This is a genomic window from Mesorhizobium sp. A623 (assembly GCF_054489405.1).
Map to the genome: position 1 here is coordinate 54,119 of NZ_JBTMXB010000010.1, position 17,015 is coordinate 71,133.

At 65.5% G+C, this 17,015-nt stretch carries 16 protein-coding genes; 5 read left to right on the plus strand and 11 right to left on the minus strand.

All coding sequences use genetic code 11. The features are described 5' to 3' along the window. Nucleotide 1 precedes the first annotated feature (1 nt). Nucleotides 2-1,186: an acyltransferase family protein gene (locus ACX3P1_RS12500; RefSeq protein WP_459079898.1), complete on the minus strand. Its 1,185-nt coding sequence runs from the start codon at nt 1,184-1,186 to the stop codon at nt 2-4. Nucleotides 1,187-1,272: 86 nt separating this feature from the next. Here ACX3P1_RS12500 and ACX3P1_RS12505 point away from each other — a divergent pair, with 86 nt between their 5' ends. Further along, on the plus strand, nt 1,273-2,022 hold the full coding sequence (locus ACX3P1_RS12505) for a metallophosphoesterase (protein WP_459080016.1): 750 nt from the start codon (nt 1,273-1,275) through the stop codon (nt 2,020-2,022). A gap of 8 nt (nt 2,023-2,030) precedes the next feature. Here the strand turns inward: ACX3P1_RS12505 and ACX3P1_RS12510 are convergent, their stop codons facing one another. The 8 genes from ACX3P1_RS12510 to ACX3P1_RS12545 all read right to left on the minus strand — a co-directional run bounded on the left by ACX3P1_RS12510 (nt 2,031) and on the right by ACX3P1_RS12545 (nt 10,893). Then, entirely contained in the window at nt 2,031-4,346 is a 2,316-nt protein-coding gene (locus ACX3P1_RS12510) for a Wzz/FepE/Etk N-terminal domain-containing protein (RefSeq protein WP_459080017.1), read from the minus strand. A gap of 130 nt (nt 4,347-4,476) precedes the next feature. Then, complete coding sequence (locus ACX3P1_RS12515; RefSeq protein ID WP_459079899.1) at nt 4,477-5,373, minus strand: UTP--glucose-1-phosphate uridylyltransferase; 897 nt, start codon at nt 5,371-5,373, stop codon at nt 4,477-4,479. Nucleotides 5,374-5,415: 42 nt separating this feature from the next. Next, nucleotides 5,416-6,366 carry a glycosyltransferase family 2 protein gene (locus ACX3P1_RS12520; RefSeq protein ID WP_459079900.1) on the minus strand — a complete coding sequence of 317 codons (951 nt, stop codon included), beginning with the start codon at nt 6,364-6,366 and terminating at the stop codon, nt 5,416-5,418. Continuing rightward, complete coding sequence (locus ACX3P1_RS12525) at nt 6,356-7,324, minus strand: glycosyltransferase family 2 protein (protein WP_459079901.1); 969 nt, start codon at nt 7,322-7,324, stop codon at nt 6,356-6,358. Before ACX3P1_RS12525 ends, ACX3P1_RS12520 begins: the two co-directional genes overlap by 11 nt. Further along, nucleotides 7,321-8,349, minus strand: a complete 1,029-nt coding sequence (locus ACX3P1_RS12530; RefSeq protein ID WP_459079902.1) for a glycosyltransferase family 2 protein — start codon at nt 8,347-8,349, stop codon at nt 7,321-7,323. Before ACX3P1_RS12530 ends, ACX3P1_RS12525 begins: the two co-directional genes overlap by 4 nt. Further along, nucleotides 8,346-9,521 carry a glycosyltransferase gene (locus ACX3P1_RS12535; protein WP_459079903.1) on the minus strand — a complete coding sequence of 392 codons (1,176 nt, stop codon included), beginning with the start codon at nt 9,519-9,521 and terminating at the stop codon, nt 8,346-8,348. The genes ACX3P1_RS12530 and ACX3P1_RS12535 overlap by 4 nt, the downstream gene beginning before the upstream one ends. A 12-nt stretch (nt 9,522-9,533) precedes the next feature. Beyond that, entirely contained in the window at nt 9,534-10,346 is an 813-nt protein-coding gene (gene exoK, locus ACX3P1_RS12540; protein ID WP_459079904.1) for an endo-1,3-1,4-beta-glycanase ExoK, read from the minus strand. Nucleotides 10,347-10,491: 145 nt separating this feature from the next. Then, the gene (locus ACX3P1_RS12545; RefSeq protein ID WP_459079905.1) at nt 10,492-10,893 is read right to left on the minus strand and encodes a hypothetical protein; all 402 of its coding nucleotides are present in this window, start codon (nt 10,891-10,893) and stop codon (nt 10,492-10,494) included. A gap of 216 nt (nt 10,894-11,109) precedes the next feature. On the opposite strand from ACX3P1_RS12545, the gene ACX3P1_RS12550 reads away from it, so the two are divergent. Further along, complete coding sequence (locus tag ACX3P1_RS12550; protein ID WP_459079906.1) at nt 11,110-12,066, plus strand: glycosyltransferase family 2 protein; 957 nt, start codon at nt 11,110-11,112, stop codon at nt 12,064-12,066. Between the two features lie 9 nt (nt 12,067-12,075). After that, on the plus strand, nt 12,076-13,029 hold the full coding sequence (locus ACX3P1_RS12555; protein ID WP_459079907.1) for a polysaccharide pyruvyl transferase family protein: 954 nt from the start codon (nt 12,076-12,078) through the stop codon (nt 13,027-13,029). On the opposite strand, the gene ACX3P1_RS12560 is transcribed toward ACX3P1_RS12555, so the two are convergent. Both ACX3P1_RS12560 and ACX3P1_RS12565 read right to left on the minus strand, forming a co-directional pair. Continuing rightward, entirely contained in the window at nt 13,020-14,024 is a 1,005-nt protein-coding gene (locus ACX3P1_RS12560; protein ID WP_459079908.1) for a glycosyltransferase family 2 protein, read from the minus strand. The genes ACX3P1_RS12555 and ACX3P1_RS12560 overlap by 10 nt on opposite strands. 103 nt (nt 14,025-14,127) lie before the next feature. After that, complete coding sequence (locus ACX3P1_RS12565) at nt 14,128-14,397, minus strand: exopolysaccharide production repressor protein (protein WP_459080018.1); 270 nt, start codon at nt 14,395-14,397, stop codon at nt 14,128-14,130. 655 nt (nt 14,398-15,052) lie between these two features. Between ACX3P1_RS12565 and ACX3P1_RS12570 the strand changes: the two genes are divergently transcribed. Next, on the plus strand, nt 15,053-15,682 hold the full coding sequence (locus ACX3P1_RS12570) for a sugar transferase (RefSeq protein ID WP_459080019.1): 630 nt from the start codon (nt 15,053-15,055) through the stop codon (nt 15,680-15,682). Between the two features lie 78 nt (nt 15,683-15,760). Further along, entirely contained in the window at nt 15,761-16,996 is a 1,236-nt protein-coding gene (locus ACX3P1_RS12575; protein ID WP_459079909.1) for a polysaccharide biosynthesis/export family protein, read from the plus strand. Nucleotides 16,997-17,015 lie beyond the last annotated feature (19 nt).

Here is a 17,015-nt window from a genome sequence, read left to right on the forward strand (position 1 = left end):
CCTAGCCCACCCGTGTCCGGGCGGCTTGCGCATCGCGCCCGGCGGGCTTGCGCAAGGGCTCGATGCCGTGGCCGGCGTTGAACAGGAAAAGCAGCGTCCTCGACCGGCTGATGACCTGCAACCCGATCACGGCACAGATCACGGCGAGGCAGGGCAGCACGAAGAAAGTGACCGCAAACAGGTCGCTGCCGTAATCGCCGAAGAAGCGGCGGAAGACGATGGCGGCGAAGTGAAACAGGATCGCGTGGCTGCAAAACAGGAAGAAGGCGTAAGACTCGAACCAGACAAACCCGGCGGCCAGGCGCGAGCGGCGGATCAGGCCGGTCAGCAGCCAGAACCCCGCCGCCATGGTGATGCGCAGCAGGGTGTCCAGCGTCAGCCGGAGCGTGTCGTCCATTTCCCCGAACAGCACGTTCGCCAGCCTGAGCGCCAGGTACAGGCCAACCATAACGATCAGGCCGGGGACGAGCCGACGCGCCATGGCGTCGACGGAGGACTCGGCCGTGCGGGAAATGCGCAGCCACATGCCGAGCGCGAAGAACAGCATGAGTTGCGGCCGTTGCAGCACATAAAGGTCCTCGCCGAACAGCGTATAGGCGAACAGCAGCAGGATCGTAGCGATGGGAACCCGTTTCAGCGCGACATAGAGGAGCGGGGAAAACAGGCAGCAGACAAAAAGGTCGCGAAGAAACCACAAAGGCACGTCAAGCGGCCATTGGGTGAGCGCAAACAGCGCGTCGGCCATGCCCGGCACGGTGAAGCCCGGCATGTCCTGCCACTTGCCGCGCAACAGCCCATAAACCGTAAGCAAGGCCAGCATGAGGAGATTCCAGGCCGCCAGCGGCACCACCAGCGTCTTCAATTTCGACAGGAAAAGGGAGCCTGTCCCGATCTTGGCAAGGCTCGAGACGATGAAATAGCCGGAGACGACGCTGAGCAGCGAAACGGAACTCAGCCCCACCATGCGCGAAAGGGCGAAGTAAACGAGATCGAAGAAGCCGGCGTCGCGATCATAGACGTTGTCCGCGATGCCGGGCGGTATATGGACGAAGGTCATGAAGAAGATGCAAAGGCCGCGCGCGATCCTTATACGCTCGGACATCGTCTTGCGGACCGGGTCCAGCGACGCGGCCGGCACCTCGAAGAAGCTGCGGATGGACACGGTCGTCTCCTCGGTCGGTTTCATTCCAGCCCGCCTCGCACAGCAGGCCGCTCGACCATGGCGATGACAAAAAGGGCCTGCAATTGAAGGCGTGGACCGATCTGTTGGGCATGGCCCGGCGAGGCACCGGGGAAAAGCGCCCGCGCCTGCGCCTCGACATCAAGGACACCGCCGTCTACGCGATCGGCGACGTCCATGGCTGTCTCGACGAACTGCTGGCGCTCGAGCGCGTCATCGTGCGCGACGCCGAGGAACTGCCCGGCGCAAAACTCATCGTCATGGTCGGCGACTATGTCGATCGCGGCCCTGCTTCCGCCCAGGTGCTCGACCATCTGCTGGCGCCGCCGCCGCCCGGCTTCGAGCGCATCTGCCTCACCGGCAACCACGAGATGGTCATGCTCGACTATCTGGAAGGGCGTATCGGCCGTGCCGGATGGCTGGGCATGGGCGGGCGGCAGACGCTGCTCTCCTACGGCATCGACCCCGAACACCTGCGCGACATCTACCGCGCCGACCGCCGCATCGACGACGTCATCCGGGCAGCGATCCCCGCCGCGCACCTCGCCTTCCTGCGCTCCCTGCCGATCATGGTCGAAACGCCCGGCTTCCTGTTCGTGCATGCCGGCATTCGCCCGGACCTGCCGCTCGAACGGCAGTCCGACCGGGACCTGGTGTTCATCCGCGAAGATTTCTACAAGGCCGCGCACCTGCTTTCGCGCTACGTCGTGCATGGCCACACGCCGGTCGATGAAGCGAGGCGCGAAGGCATGCGGGTCGACATCGACACCGGCGCCTTCTTCAGCGGGCGGCTGACGGCGCTGCGCATCTGGCAAAACAAGGGCCGCTACCTGACGAACTGACCGCGCCATCATGCCGGCTCCTTCCTGCTGGCTCGCTGGCCGGTCGTCTGGGTCGGCTCGACATAATAGGAGGAATAGCGATCCAGATATTGTTCGGCGCTGCCGAACAGACCGTAGCGCGGCAGTTGCTTGACGTCGGTCTTGTTGAGGACGAGGCCGAGCACCTTGGCGGCGATCCGCGGTTCGGCCTGCAAGGCCGAGCGTACCAGCGCGCGCGGCGTGGAGCCCCACTCGGCCACCAGCACGAACCCGTCGGCCAGCGGCGCGAACGCCTTGGCGTCGACGACCGGCCCCAGCGGCGGCAGGTCGACGACGATATAGTCGAAGGATTGCCGCGCCGACTCGATCAGTTCGCGCATGCCGGGCCCCGAGATGAGTTCGCCACTGTGCGGAAACCGCCCGCGGATCACCGTCGGCAGGATGGCGAGCTTGGTCTTCCTGTCGACCAGAAGCGTGTTTTGCCAACGTTGCTCGCCGCCAACGACCGCCTCGATCAGCCCCTTCTCCGGAACCAGCGGCAGGCTCCGGCTCAGGCCGGGATTCCTGAGATCGGCGTCGATCAACAGCGTTCTGGCGCCGTTCGCCGCCAGCAGGCCAGCGAAATTGGCGGCCACGGTGGTCTTGCCTTCGTGCGGCAGCACGGAGACGAAGCCGATGACCTTGCAAGGGCTGCGCTGCAAGACCACGTCGCTGGCCAGTTTCACGTTGCGCAACGTTTCGGCGAAGGAAGAGGCCGGCGCATTGATGGCGACGCGCAGGATGCGCGGGATGGTGGTTTCCCGAGGCGCCTGCGTCCGGTCCGTCGCGCCGGCGCCGTTCGCCTTGGCCCGGAAGGACGGACCGACGATCGGCAGGTAGCCGAGGAACTTGACGTCGAGCGCGTTCTGCACGTCTTCGGCGGTGCGGAAGAAGCGCTCGCGGAATTCGCGCAGCGCGCCGGCGCCAGCACCTGCGAACAGGCCGAGCACCAGGGACAGGCCGAGCGCCATCGACTTGCGCGGGCTGGACGCGGTGGTCGGATCGCCCGCCTGCGAGATCACGCGCGCCTCGGCGATGGGAAACGAGCGCTGCTGCGAAGCTTCCGCATACCGTCCCAGGAACGACTGATAGAGCGTGGCGAGCGCCTGCGCCTTCTGCTCCAGAGCGCGCAATTCCACACCCGAATGGCCCGACTTTGAACTCTGGGCGGACAATTCGCCGACATTGGTGCGCAGCGATGCCTCGCGCGACTTCGCTACCTCATATTCGTTGCGATAACTTTCGGTAAGCCGCTTTAACTCACCGTATATCTGCTGGGTAACGTCGGCCTCCTCGCGGCGCAACGCCACCGCCTGCGGATGGTCTTCACCGAAGCGGGTGGAGATATCCTGCTCGCGCTTGGCCATGCCGAGATAGCGGGTTCTAAGGTCTGTCAGCAACGCCGTATTGGTGCCGCTGCTGCCCTTCTCGATCGGCACCGTGGCGTTCTTGACGGCGTTCTCCGGTCCGCTGTCGACGATCGACTTGAACTGGGTGTAGCGCGCCAGCGCGTTGGCGGTGTCGGCCTGCGCCAGGATGAGCTGGCTGTTGAGGTCGGAAAGCTGCTGGTCCGATACCAGTTCGCCGCGCGCCGCCGTCAGCCCGTTCGCCGCGCGATAGGTCTCGACCTCCTGCGCGGCATCCTGCGAGCGCTGGCGCAAATCGTCCAGCCGCCCCTGCAGCCACACGGTGGCGCGCTGGGTGGCGTCGAAATTGGCGTCGAGATGGTCCGACAGATAGGCATCGGCATAGGCTCGCGTAATCGCTCCCGCCAGCTTCGGATCGTTGTTCGAGAAGGACACCGAGATGACGTAGCTGCGGCCGACCCGCTCGGCGGCGAGGTTCTGCTGCAACAGCGCCATCGCCTTGCCGATCCTGGCGTTCTCGACCGAGCCGGCGGAAACCGGCCGGCTGGAGAAGACGCGCAGCACGCTTTTGACCGTCGACTTGGCCCAGGCAAGGGGAGAAACCGGCGGGTTGAGGAAGGCCTCGTTGTCCTGGAGATGTTGCGCCTCCACCACGACCCGCGCCAGCCGTGCGGATTTCAGGATCTCGACTTCGCTCAGCACCATCGATTCCGCCTGCGACACTGGCGCCGGCGTCGGCTTGTCCTCGGCGAATTTCGTCAGGCTGTCGTCGAGCAGGATGTCGGTCGAGGCGGTATAGACCGACGGCGTGAACAGGAGATAGACGATCCCCAGCGCCAGGCCCGCCACGGCAAACAGGCCCGCCACCCCCATCTGCCGCCTTGCCGCGGCCAGCAGCCTGTCGAGGTCGATGAAGCCATCCATTTCATCCGAAGGCATGGGTACTGGCTTGCTCAAGAAAAAACGTCCATGGTTCATGACTTTGCCGATTTGCTCGTCCGTCGAAAATGACAGCCACGGCCGCGAGGGTCCAACCCTGGGCCATGGCCATGGCGACGTTCCGCTTCGATCAGGCCGCTTCGTTGCGGCGCGTTTGCCCTGCGATGATCGTCTCGATCGGTTCCAGCACCAAATCCCTGATGTCGGCACGGGCCAGCGCGAAGGCGACGTTGGCCTGGATGAACCCTTCCTTCGAGCCGCAGTCGAACATGCGGCCGTCGAAAGGACTGGCGAAGAAGTCCTGCTGCTGCGACAGCCGCAGCATCGCGTCCGTCAGCTGGATCTCGCCGCCGGCACCGCGCTCCTGATTGCCGAGGAGCCCGAAGATCTCCGGCTGCAGCACGTAGCGGCCGTTGATGTAGAAATTGGAGGGTGCCGCTGCCGGTTCCGGCTTTTCGACCATGCTGGTAATAGCGAACCCTTTGCCGACGACCGGCCCTTTGCCGACGATGCCGTAGCGGCCGGTATCGAGGGGATCGCACTGTTCGACGGCCACGACATTGCCGCCGGTGCGCCCGTAAAGGTCCATGACGCCCGAAAGGCAGCCGCGCTCGCCGAAGGACACCATATCCGGCAGAAGCAGCGCGAACGGCTCGTCGCCGATCACGTCGCGGGCGCACCAGACGGCGTGGCCGAGGCCGTGCGGCGCCTGCTGGCGGGTAAACGAGATGGCGCCCGCCTGCGGCTGCATGCGGTCGAGGCAAGCCAGTTGATCCGTCTTGCCCGAGCGGGTGAGCGTGTCGAGCAGTTCCGGCTGGATATCGAAATAGTCCTCGATGATGTGCTTGTTGCGGCCGGTGACGAAGACGATGTGCTCGATGCCCGCCTCCAGCGCCTCGTCGACGGCATATTGCACGACGGGACGGTCGACGATGGTCAGCATTTCCTTCGGCATCGCCTTGGTGGCGGGCAGGAAGCGCGTTCCGAGACCGGCGACAGGTATCACTGCTTTTCTGACTTTTTTCATTGCATCCCTGCTTGGTTGGCGCCCCCGCCAAACTCGAATGGTTCAGCCGGCCTGAGCCGCCTTGGATAACGCCGACAGCCGCCGCAGCCTGGCCGCGATCGGCATCCTGAGATGGCGCAGCGCCGCCGGATCCCGGAGCGCGACGCCCGCCGCCTTCAGCGGCGCGCGCTGCTTGAGGTGCCGGACCAGCGAGAGGAAGGAAGCGCCCCGACAGAGGCTTCGGGTACGGCGCGCCTGTGCCGCCAGCGCCGGCGCATCGAGGTCGTATCGGCGCAGGAACGCCGCGTCGGCTTGAAGCATCGCTTCGACATGGTGCAGGTCGAGCACGCGCGAGACCGAGCCGGCGCGGACATGGTAGCGGTAGCCGGCGCTCGGCTCGACCGCGCAGCGCCCGCCACGCGCCAGCGCCGAGGCAAGGAAGATGTAGTCTTCGCCGATGCGCAGCGTCTCGTCGTAGCGCAGGCCGGCATCGCGCAGGAAACGCCGCTCGAATACCGGCTTCATGTAGCCGTAGGAGAACGCGCTTTCAAACAGAAGGCTGGTGCCGATCAGGTCCGCCAACGATAGACCGGCGAGCGCCTGAAGATGGTCCGGCGCGAACATTGGCTCGCCGGTGCTCATGTCGTCACGCACGATTTCGAGATTGTCGACGGCGATCTCGGCGCCGGCTGCCTCCGCCCGCCGCAGCATGCGCGCCAGCCGGTCGGGATGGATAGTGTCGTCGGAATCGAGCACCGCCACCCAGCGGCCGCTCGCGACATCCAGCCCGGCGTTGCGGGCGCCGCCCGGTCCGCAGTTCTGGTCCAGTTCGACCACGCGCACGAGGTCGCGCGGAAAACGGGTGGCGACCTCAACCGTGCGGTCGCTCGAGCAATCGTCGACGACGACGACCTCCACCGAGACGCCGCGCTGCGCCAGCGCGCTTTCGATGGCGCGACGAATAGAGCCTTCGGCGTTGAAGGCGGCAATGAGGAAGGTGACGTCAGGCTGCATGGCGCTTGCTTTCCATCCGGGCATCGATCGGGCCTTCCAGCGGAGCACCTTCGCCATATTGCTGGATTTCACGGCCGCCCAGCAGACCGACGACCGCGCCGGCATGGAAAACGCCGCGCAAGGCATGGTGGTTGCGGCGGGGAGCGAAAGGAGCGGTAGCCGCCGCCGCGCCGAGGCAGTAGCCGGCCTTGACCACGGCAAGCACGACCTGGCGCGCGCGAGCCGTCCGCGACAGCCCCTCGCCGGCCAGCCGGCCATGCGTCTGGCCACTGCGGAAACGGCGCTTCGCCAGCCAGGCGAAGCTGGCGCGCGAAGCCGGCACCGGCTCGCGCGCCACCGCACCAGGCGCATAGGCGATGCGCCCGCCGGCCCGATGGAGCCGCGTAAAATAGTCCGTGTCTTCACCGCCGCTGCGGCCCAGCAGCAGGCTGAAGCGCCGCCCCGCGACGACGGGGGAAGACAGGCGCAGCAGCGTGTTGCCCGAGTAGCCGGTGCGGATCTCGCCCTCGACCCGGACGGGACGGGTCGAATGGAAATCGCCTTCGCGCATCCAGCGCGGCGCGCCCTCGCCATAGATTGCGAGCACCGGCCCCAAAACAACGTCGGCGCCCGAGGCGTTGGTCACCGACAAAAGCTCGGTCAGCCAGTCGCTCGACACCACCTCCTGGTCGTCGTCCATGAAGATCAGGAAATCGCCGTTGGCCGCTTCCAGGCAGGCGTTGCGGGCAAGCGAGATGTTGGACGCCGGGCAATGGACGTAGCGGATTTCAAAAGGCAGGCTGGCGGCCATGACATAGACCAGAGCGCGTGCGCTCGGCACGGCGTCGTTGTCGGCCACGACGATCCGCAGCACCGCCCCGGCGGGAACGTGCAGGCCGGCGAGCGAACGTAGCGTCTGCTCCAGTCGTGGCCGGCGGAACGTGCAGATGCCGATATCGATGCGCACGCGATTGTTCATGACGCTGCCGCCTTCCGTTTCCAGGACAGGGCAAGTTGCATCCAGAAGCCGGCCGACCAGGCCAGATGCATGACCATTGCCGAGAAGCCGGCGAGCGGGCCGTAGGGATTGCGCTCGGCCAGCGCCAGCCAGACGCCGTAGCCCATGCACACCGCCACCCACAGCCCGGCCGGGATCAGGGCCGAAAGGCTGATGAAGGCGAGCAGAGCGCCCGCCACGACCGGCAGCACCATCAGCGGCACCATCTGCCTCACCTTCGGAATGGCGCGATGCTTGAGGATGTTCCTGGCGCGGCCGCGGCCGTAGCCGAGATACTGCCGAAACAGGCTGCCGACGGAAGCGCGCGGATAGTAGGTCATGACCGTCCTGTCGGTCATCCAGATGCGATAGCCGGCCGCGCGCAGCCGGAAGTCGAGTTCGGCATCCTCGTTGTGGCTGAAGGCTTCGTCGTAGCCGCCGACCGCGCGGAACGCCGCCACGCTCATCAGCGCATGATGGCCATGATCGGTCCAGTGGCCCGTGGCGCCCTCGCGGTGCGGCGAGCCGCCATTGCCGAGCTTCGAGTTCTGCGCCGAAGCGGTCGCCCGCTGGAAGATGGTGAGGCCTTGCGTGACCATGGAGACGACCACCGAATCGGCGCCGGTGGCGTCGGCTTCCTCGATCAGCCGGGCGCAATAGTCGTGCGGGTAGCCGCCATGCGCGTCGATGCGGATGAAGCGTGCGAACGCATCTCCATATGCGGCAACGGCAAGATTGACGGCGGCGGCCTGCAGCCCGCGGGGATTGTGAAGCAGAATGACGCGCGGTTCGGCCGCCGCGATTTGCTCGACGATGCGCCGGGTGCCGTCCTTGCTGCCGCCGTCCGCGACGACGATGACCATGTCCAGCCGCTCCGCCGGGCCGATCAGGCGCGCGAGCAAATCGCCGATATGGCCGGCCTCGTTCAGGCACGGGATCACCACCATGCAGCGGCGGCCCGGCGCGGCTTTCGATGGCTCGCCGTCAAGGTGCGCTTGCCGGGTCATGCCGCGTCCTCCAGCAGGACATCGCTGCCCGCCCTCGACGCCGCCACGGCTTTCAGGCGCTCGACCAGCGCGCGGCAGTCGCCGATGCCGGCGACCCAGTCGCGGCTGTCATGCGCCACGACCCGCTGCCGCAGCGCGTCATATCCTTGTCGGCCAATGGCGGACAGCGCGGCTTCGAGCCCGTCCGTGGAAGCATCGTCAAGCAGCAGCCCAAGCTTGCGTTGCGCAAGGAAGCGCGCCGTCTCCGTGCCTTTCATCGCAATCGGAACGACGCCATGGCGGCAGCCTTCGTAGAGACGGTTGGGCAGCAGCCACGCGGCGTTCAGCCCTTCTTCGAAGAAGTCGATCGCCCAGCAGAAATGCACCGCGCCGTAGATGGCGGCGAGATCGTCCGGATTGCGGTAGGGACCGGCGAAACACATATGCGGCTCGGCCGCCACGAAGCGGTCGAAATCGGTGAATTCGCGATAGGCGGGGCGGCCACGCAGCACGACCTCAAAACGGCCGCCCGCCCGCCGCGTGAAGGCGGCCAGGAGATCGAGCGACCTGGCGCAGCGCAGCGCGCCGAACCAGCCGATCCGCCACGGCTGGCCATCATCCGGAGGCGCGGCCCTCGGGCCGAGCGGCTGCGGTATGTCCAGTTCCAGTACCTTGTTCGGCAGCAGCGCGGTCGGCGCGGCCGACTGGCCGAAACGGACGAAATAATCGCGCAGAAAGGCCGGCGAACTGGTGATCAGAAGCGCCGCGTCGCGGCCGAACAGCCGCTCGGCCCCACGCATCGCCTTGCCCACGGGGCCGGGGTCGAGCAGCAGGCGGTGAATGTCCAGGCATTCGTAGACGAGCGGAATTTCGGCACCGAAAACCGCCCGCGCCCGGTTGGCAAGCGCCAGCATTTCCAGGTTGCGCCCTATGATGACGTCGGGCCGGGCGACATGCCTGAGCTTGCCCGCCAGCGCCATGGCCGCCGCCGCTACCGAGGCCAGCCGCTGCGTGAACCTGCCGTCCTGCGTGCGGCCGAGTTCGATGGGCGCTGCCCCTTCCATTCTCTCCGGCACAGTGTCACGGCGAAAGCCGGCCAGCGTCACCGTGGCGCCGCCCGCTTCCAGCATCGTCACGCGCCGGTGCACGGCCGGATCGGACAGGTTGTGCACCAGATAAAGGATGCGCAGCATCGCCAGCCCCTCTTATTGCGATTGCGTCTTGCAAACGATGGATTCGGGGAACTGGCACTTGTCGCCTTCGGCGGTGAAGGCAACGCGCTCCACCTGCGCCGTGACCGGCTGGCCGGGATCGGCGAACGCGCCCATCCACGATTGCAGCGTGTCGCTGCCCCACAGGCTCAGATAGATCTTGGCGGGATGGGTAGGCAGCTTGGCGGGATCGGTGACCTCGCCCGCGAGCTTGCCGTCGACATACCAGGCGATGCTGTCCTTGCGCCAGACGAAGGCATAGTCGTGGAAATCCTTGTCGGCGCCGCACGCCACCTCCACCAGTTTGGTGGGGCCGAGGCTCTTGCCGTCGACGAAGCGGTTGATCTGCACCGTCGCCGGATCCTTGCCGAGCACCTCGAAATCGATCTCGTCATGCGGCTGCTTGTGGACAGGCCCGATATAGGAGAAGAAACCGGTGTTGAGGCCGGAACCCGCAACCGCCTTCATGCGTACCTCGAAGGTGCCGTGGCCGAAGCGCTGATTGGTCTGCACTTCGCCGCAGGCGTAGTCCCGGTCCTTGGTTTTCTGCCTGGCGAACCCGAGGCTGAGCGTGCCGCCCTCGACGCCGACCTGCCCCTTTGACCAGGTGCAGTTCTGATGATCGCCATTCGCCCAGCCGTCCGAGACGTACCAGCGCCCGGCGTCGAGCCTGTCGAAATTCTCGACGAAGGACTTGCCCGTGGCGGGCTGTGCATGGGCGGCGGGAGGGCCGCAAAGCGCCGCCGCCGCAAGGCCCGCAGCCAGCCATGTGGAGCCGCGAGTGGGAAACCTCAGATACATCGTCATCCTACCGCCTTTCAGTGCGGCGCCGTCCTCCCAGCGGCGCTCCGTTCAAGCAAACGTTGCGCTGCACATAAGGCCGTCAGGGGATGAGAATGTGACGCGCGGCCGTTTTGGCGGTCAGCCTGCCGGTCACTTTTTATGATCGGCGTTAAGCGGACGGCCGGACCGAGGCGGCGGCGGCGGCGGCGACCTCTTCCGTTTGCTGGGGAAACAGCGCGGCGCGCTCGCGCAGCCCGTTCACGAAAGCGGCCTGTTGCCCCAACGCGTCGAGCCGCCTCGTATAGTCGATCATGGTCTGGGTGAGCTGGTCGACGGATGACGCCATTTCCGGGCCTGCCTCATCCTGCTCCAGCGCCTGCTGCGAGAAGGCCGCGCGCACTGTCACGCTTTCATACCGGCCGCGCAGGCCGTCGCGCTCATGCTCGATCTCGGTCACCAGATCGTCCAGGAAAACGCGCAAACGCCCGGCGCGCGCAGCATCCGTATCGCGGTCGCGCCGCGGATTTCTGGTTCGGAAAGGGTTCGCTGCGCGCACGCTGAACAGGGCCATTTCGACAGTCTCCTTTGTTCCCACCCAGCGCCCCATAACTTGCAAAGATGGCAAAGCGACGGAGGACAGGACCCCGTGCCGCGTCTTCGCCGTAAAGGCCGTGATCCGGTGCGGCGACAAATTTCAGCCCGAAACTGCTGGTCTTGAAGGGCCAGCCCGCACCGGCGGGGTCGAAGGCGGCCCCTCGCCGGGCGCGTGAACGACGAAAGGACGACGATGAAGTGCAGCGTGATCATCCCCTACTACCAGCGCGAACCCGGCATCCTGCAACGCGCCCTGAAATCGGTGTTCGCGCAGTCGCATGCGGATTTCGACATCATCGTCGTCGATGATTCCTCGCCGCTGCCGGTCGAGACCGAGGTCGAGGCCTTTTCGCTCGAACAGCGGGCACGCATCGCTGTCATCAAGCAGGCCAATGCCGGCCCCGGCGGCGCGCGCAACACCGGCCTGGACCACGTTCCCGCCGACAGCGCCTGCGTCGCCTTCCTGGATTCCGACGACGAATGGACGCCCGGTCACCTCAAAACGGCAACGGAGGCGCTCACCCGGTTCGACGCCGATTGCTACTGGGCCTCCATCCAGGGCGGCGCGGAATTCTACTATCATTTCGGCGTCGCCGACCTCGCCGGCAGCACCGCCGGCAGCCGCCTTTGCGACGATCCGCCGCTCGTCGAGATCCCGGACCTTGCCGGCGTCATGCTCAAGGATTGGAGCTTTCTGCACCTGTCCTGCATGGTAATCGGCGAAAGCCTGTTCCGCACCGCCCGCTTCGAGGCGGAACTGCGGCTGGCGGCGGAGGACGTGCTGTTCTTCTATGACTGCATCCGCGGCGCGCGCCGCGTGGTGCTCGGCGAGAACGTGGGCGCCGTGCGCGGCGAGGGTCTCAACATCTTTCACGGCGTCGCCAGCGATTCGCCGCAGTTCCTGCAACAGCAGTTCAATACCTGGGTGGCGCTCGACCGGCTGGAGAGCCGCTCCGTCCATCGGCCCGAGGACCGCGCCTCGATCCACTCCTACAAGCAGACCGCCCGGCAACAGGCGCTGTGGGGTCAGGCCCGGCTGGTGCGCGGCCGCAAGACGCCGCAATTCGGCCTCCTGGCGCAATGGGCCTGGCGCGACCCGCAAATCCTGCGCAGCGCCGTCGAACTCGCCGTCGCCAAGATGGCCAGATAGGACAGGACCATGCAGCCTTTCCACTGGGAATCCGAGCGCGGCAACTTCGGCGACGACCTGAACCTGTGGCTGTGGGATTTCCTGCTGCCCGGCTTTCGCGAGGCGCATCCGGACATGCTGCTGGTCGGCGTCGGCACGGTGCTCAACCGGACGCTGCTGCCGCCGCGACAAAGGAAGCTGATCGTCGGCAGCGGCTTCGGCTATGGCGCGGCGCCCGACTTTTCCGACAAGGCGGAATGGGACGTGCGCAGCGTGCGCGGGCCGCTCACGGCGGCCAAGCTCGGGCTGGACGAAGCGCTCGGCATCGTCGACCCGGCGGTGATGGTGGCCGACATGCCCGAGTTCCGGGCGGTGCCGAAGGTCCACGACGCCATCTTCGTGCCGCACTGGGAATCGACCGTCGGCGGCATCTGGCCGGCCGTCTGCCAGGCGGCCGGCCTTGCCTATGTCGACCCGTGCGGCGACGCGAAGACGGTGATCGGCGCCATTGCGGGCGCGCGGCTCGTGGTGGCCGAATCCATGCACGCCGCCATCCTCGCCGACGCGCTGCGGGTGCCCTTTGTCGCTGTCACCACGTCTCGCAACGTCAACGGCTTCAAATGGCAAGACTGGGCGTCATCGCTCGGGCTGACCTACCAGCCGCGCCGCGTGCCGGTCTCCTCGCGGGCCGAGGCGATCACCAAGGGAGCCCGCTTCTGGGGCGTCGATTTCGAGCGCAAGGCGGTGGTCGATCACGACCGGCCCGACAGGCTGGACCTGGACGAAACCGAGGTGCTGACCCGCGCCGAACCACCCCGGTCGGCGCTGCGCGACGCGCTCAAGCATGCGCTGGCGGCGCCCTCGGTGATCGCCCTTCGCCAAGCCAGCAAGGCGGAGCCGCAGCTCAGCGCCGATGCCAAGCTGACTGAGCGCAAGGATCGGTTCCGCGACGTGCTCGCCGGCATACGGCGCGACTATTTCTGAACGGTGCGCCCGGCCAGGAGGTAGCGCCGCGGCGCGGCCTTCGTGCCAGCTGGACCGATCCTTTCCCTGAGCGCCTCGAACTTGTCGGCGGCGACGCCGCCGACAATCGCCGGAAGTGCTGCGGGGCGGGCGAGCGCGTGGAGCGCCGCCCGCGCCAGGCCCTGCTCGGCCTTGATGTCGAGGAAGCGGCGCAACTCGTAGCGCGCGCGCATGTGGTGCTCGTGGCGATGCAGCGCCGCGCTGGCGGCATCGTCCGTCTCCGGCAGGGCAAGGATGGCGCGGTCGGCTTCGTACAGGCGCTTCAGGTCGGACGTCCGGTGGCGGCCGCTCAGCGAATCCGCGCGCACGACGGCACCATAGCCACAGCCATGCACTACCTTGTAGCGGGCGCCCTTCAGCAAGGCCCGCGCATAGAGGTCGTAATCCTCACCCAGCCGCAAGCCTTCGTCGTAGCGCAGTTGGTGTGCATCGAGGAATGCGCGCCGCATCACCGGCTTCAGGAAACCGATCTCGCCGCGCGACGCGCCGCGCCGGGAAATGTTGCCATCGACGAAGCCCGGCAAGTCGAGGAAGCGCGGTTCGGCGGCGAAGTCCGGCACGGCGAACTCCGTTTCAATCGCGTCGCGCGAATCGACGAAGACGATGTTGTCGGCGACGAAGTCCCAGTCGTCGCCGCCAAGAAGCTTGCCGAACCGGCCTTCAAGGAAGAAATCGTCGGCATCGAGAATGGCGATCAGCGGCGCGGTGGAATGCGCGATCGCATGGTTGCGCGCGAAGGACGGACCGCGATTGACGTCGAGCCGCAGGATACGCAGCCGCCCGCTTCCGTCGTCCGCGCCGAGAGCCGCCTCGGCCGTCCGGTCGCTCGATCCGTCGTCGACCGCGACCACCTCGGCGACGTGCTCGTCACACAGGGCGGAACTTACCGCCTGTGCGACGGTCCGGTCCGCGTTTCTGGCTGCGATGATGACGCAGACTGTGGCGGTTGATGACATCCGCACCCTCTCGATCAGCTTGGCCCGCCCGCATGGCGGACCGGTCGCAGAACCGAAAGGCGATTTGATGACGGTCAAAAAAGCTGTTGCTGCCTGGCGCGAATTAACGCACGGGCTGCTGGTCTTTCTTCGCCGGAGCCGGCGGGGGCTGCTTGCGCGCGGACTCCTTGTGCGCGGGTTCTGGGGCCTTGCCGGGGGCGGGCGATCGCCGGATCATCACCAGAACCGCCACGAAATAGCCGACCTGGATGACGACCGCGCAGATGGCGGTATTGATCAGGGTGGTCCACAGCGACTGCGTGATGGCATAGGTGGCGACGGCGAATACCACCAAAGCGCCGATGAAGCCGCGAAGGAACAGGACAAAGGACATGTCAGCCGGACAGGCCGGGCCAGCGCCGCGTGCGATCAAATTTCACGTCCAAGACTACCTCCCGCCCAAGCAGCAACGGTTGCTGCGCATCCGGTGTATTAGGCATTGGCTGTTTTCTGGACCGGAGGCGCGAATTCAATCGCGTCTGTATAGCAGAATATAGAAAATATTCGCACGGCAGGCAATACGCAAGCTGGGCGGACTCCTCTCACATCGCCGATTCTTGGCGGGATTCCCCATCACCGCTGTGCGACGGCGACATCTTCCCGAGGATTTAGTCGGAAAGAATACGCTATAATATATATCTATATATATCGGCGATAGTGTGGTTACTTTTTTGAATGTGGCGCGATCTCTTCAAACAAAATACAGTTTCCAGGAAAATAAATTGATATAGATTTTCTATTTTCATTTTTTTATGATGGAATTAGTAAAAATTCCCGAAGAAATCCGCTTATGTGACTGCCCGTCACAAATTATGATCGAAAATTGATCCGCCTGACCTATTTTCATCGAACCCACGTCATATCTCCCGCCCTATCAATGAGCATGTTGCGTCGCAGCATTTGCATCTGACGATCAACATCGCGGAGCGGCAATAATGTCACAGACCGGACTGGCGCAGAGGGCTTCCGAGGCGGAAGCGGAATCGGAAATGGAGGGGGAGCCGCCGATAGGCGGTGCCTTCAAGCGCTCTTTCGACATAACAGCGGCGCTTGCCGGAATCGTCGTCCTCGGCCCGCTTTTCCTAATGCTGGTCGTTCTGGTCAAACTTTCCGATGGCGGCAGGGTGATTTACGGACATCCGCGAATCGGCCGCAACGGCAAGGTCTTCCGCTGCCTCAAATTCCGCACCATGGTCGAGAACGGGGACGAAGTGCTGACCGCGCATTTCGTCACGAACCCGCAGGAACGCGAGGAATGGAACGCGACGCGCAAATTGCAGAACGATCCCCGCGTCACGCGGGTCGGCACGGTCCTGCGCAAGCTCAGCCTCGATGAACTGCCCCAGATCTTCAACATCCTTCGCGGCGAGATGAGTTTCGTCGGCCCACGGCCGGTCGTCGACGACGAACTCGTCATGTACGGCACGGCCGCAAGCTTCTACCTGAAATCGCGCCCCGGCCTGACGGGACTGTGGCAGGTCAGCGGCCGCAACGATGTCTCCTACGGAACGCGCGTCGCCTTCGACAGGCACTATGTCGAAAACTGGTCGTTCGCCTTCGACCTGAAGATCCTGATCTGGACCGTACCGGCGGTGTTTTCGTCGCGCGGCAGCTACTGAAGGTGGCCGCGTCCTCACCCCACGATCCTCGATCCGCAAACGAAGGAAGCCAGTGATTTGACCCGGATACCGCAAAAAATGCGCGCCTTGCTCGCCATCGGCGTTCTGCTGGCGGCGGTGCCGCTACAGACTTTGTCCGCCGCAGCCGAGGAATACCGGCTGGGCACGATGGACAAACTGCGCGTACGGGTCGCGGAATGGCAAAGCGCCGAAGGCGGGTTCCGCGACTGGTCGGCCGTCAGCGGCGACTATGGCGTGGGGCCGGCAGGCACCATATCCATCCCCTTCGTCGGCGAATTGCCCGTAACGGGAAAGACCACGGCACAGGTCGCCGCCGCCATCGGCGACGGCCTTCAGCAGAAACTCGGCCTGCCCGACCGGCCGGAGGCTTCCGTGGAACTGGCGGAGTTCCGCCCGATCTTCGTTTCCGGCGACGTGCAGACGCCCGGCCGCTATCCCTACGATCCGCATCTGACCGTGCTGAAGGCCCTCAGCATCGCCGGCGGGCTGCACCGGTCGGAAAGTGGCCAGGGCGGAGTGCGCGACTTCATCATGGCGCAGGGCAACTACGAGGTGATGGCCTCGCAGCGCGACGGCCTTCTGGCAAGGCGGGCCAGGCTGGACGCCGAAGCCGCCGACAAGCAGCAGATCGATTTCCCGCCGGAACTCGCCAAGACAGCGGCCGGAAAGAAGCTGATGGCCGACGAAACCAACCTGATGCAAGCGAGGCAGAAGCGGCTGCGCCTGCAACTCGAAAGCCTCGACAACCTCAAGGCCCTGCTGCAGGCCGAGATCGATTCGCTGCAGAAGAAGATCGCCACGCAGTCGAGGCAGACGGATCTGGCGCGTGAGGAACTGAAAGGCATCGATAAACTTGCCGGCAAAGGGCTCGTGGTCAACCAGCGCGTGCTCACCCTCGAGCAGACGATCGCCGAACTGGAAAGCAAGCTGCTCGACATGGATACGGCCATACTGCGCGCCAAGCAGGACATCGCCAAGGCGACGCAGGACGCCATCGGCCTGCAGAACGACCGGGACACCGAGATCGCCCAGGATCGCCAGCAGACGGAAGCCGATCTCGACGCGATGAACCTGAAGATGGGTATGTATTCCGGCCTGATGACGGAAGCCCTGGAACGGGCACCCGATGCCGCGCGCAACGCCAATGGCCGCAATCCGCCGCAGATGAGCTTCTCCATAGTGCGCACGGCCGACGGCAAGGAAGGCGAGATCGCGGCCGACGAGAACACGCCGGTCCTGCCGGGAGACGTCGTCAAGGTGGAGATCAAGCCGACATCCCCGGATTCCAACTGAGCGGGTCGGGGAAAACGGG

Excerpts from the sequence above, each read along its gene's own strand:
- ACX3P1_RS12545 (WP_459079905.1), bottom strand. The coding sequence starts at position 10,893 with ATGGCCCTGTTCAGCGTGCGCGCAGCGAACCCTTTCCGAACCAGAAAT.
- ACX3P1_RS12505 (WP_459080016.1), top strand. The coding sequence starts at position 1,273 with ATGGCCCGGCGAGGCACCGGGGAAAAGCGCCCGCGCCTGCGCCTCGAC.
- ACX3P1_RS12520 (WP_459079900.1), bottom strand. The coding sequence starts at position 6,366 with ATGCAGCCTGACGTCACCTTCCTCATTGCCGCCTTCAACGCCGAAGGC.
- ACX3P1_RS12550 (WP_459079906.1), top strand. The coding sequence starts at position 11,110 with ATGAAGTGCAGCGTGATCATCCCCTACTACCAGCGCGAACCCGGCATC.
- ACX3P1_RS12575 (WP_459079909.1), top strand. The coding sequence starts at position 15,761 with ATGCGCGCCTTGCTCGCCATCGGCGTTCTGCTGGCGGCGGTGCCGCTA.
- ACX3P1_RS12530 (WP_459079902.1), bottom strand. The coding sequence starts at position 8,349 with ATGACCCGGCAAGCGCACCTTGACGGCGAGCCATCGAAAGCCGCGCCG.
- ACX3P1_RS12570 (WP_459080019.1), top strand. The coding sequence starts at position 15,053 with ATGGAGGGGGAGCCGCCGATAGGCGGTGCCTTCAAGCGCTCTTTCGAC.
- ACX3P1_RS12510 (WP_459080017.1), bottom strand. The coding sequence starts at position 4,346 with ATGCCTTCGGATGAAATGGATGGCTTCATCGACCTCGACAGGCTGCTG.
- ACX3P1_RS12515 (WP_459079899.1), bottom strand. The coding sequence starts at position 5,373 with ATGAAAAAAGTCAGAAAAGCAGTGATACCTGTCGCCGGTCTCGGAACG.
- ACX3P1_RS12560 (WP_459079908.1), bottom strand. The coding sequence starts at position 14,024 with ATGTCATCAACCGCCACAGTCTGCGTCATCATCGCAGCCAGAAACGCG.
- ACX3P1_RS12555 (WP_459079907.1), top strand. The coding sequence starts at position 12,076 with ATGCAGCCTTTCCACTGGGAATCCGAGCGCGGCAACTTCGGCGACGAC.
- ACX3P1_RS12535 (WP_459079903.1), bottom strand. The coding sequence starts at position 9,521 with ATGCTGCGCATCCTTTATCTGGTGCACAACCTGTCCGATCCGGCCGTG.
- ACX3P1_RS12565 (WP_459080018.1), bottom strand. The coding sequence starts at position 14,397 with ATGTCCTTTGTCCTGTTCCTTCGCGGCTTCATCGGCGCTTTGGTGGTA.
- ACX3P1_RS12525 (WP_459079901.1), bottom strand. The coding sequence starts at position 7,324 with ATGAACAATCGCGTGCGCATCGATATCGGCATCTGCACGTTCCGCCGG.
- exoK (WP_459079904.1), bottom strand. The coding sequence starts at position 10,346 with ATGACGATGTATCTGAGGTTTCCCACTCGCGGCTCCACATGGCTGGCT.
- ACX3P1_RS12500 (WP_459079898.1), bottom strand. The coding sequence starts at position 1,186 with ATGAAACCGACCGAGGAGACGACCGTGTCCATCCGCAGCTTCTTCGAG.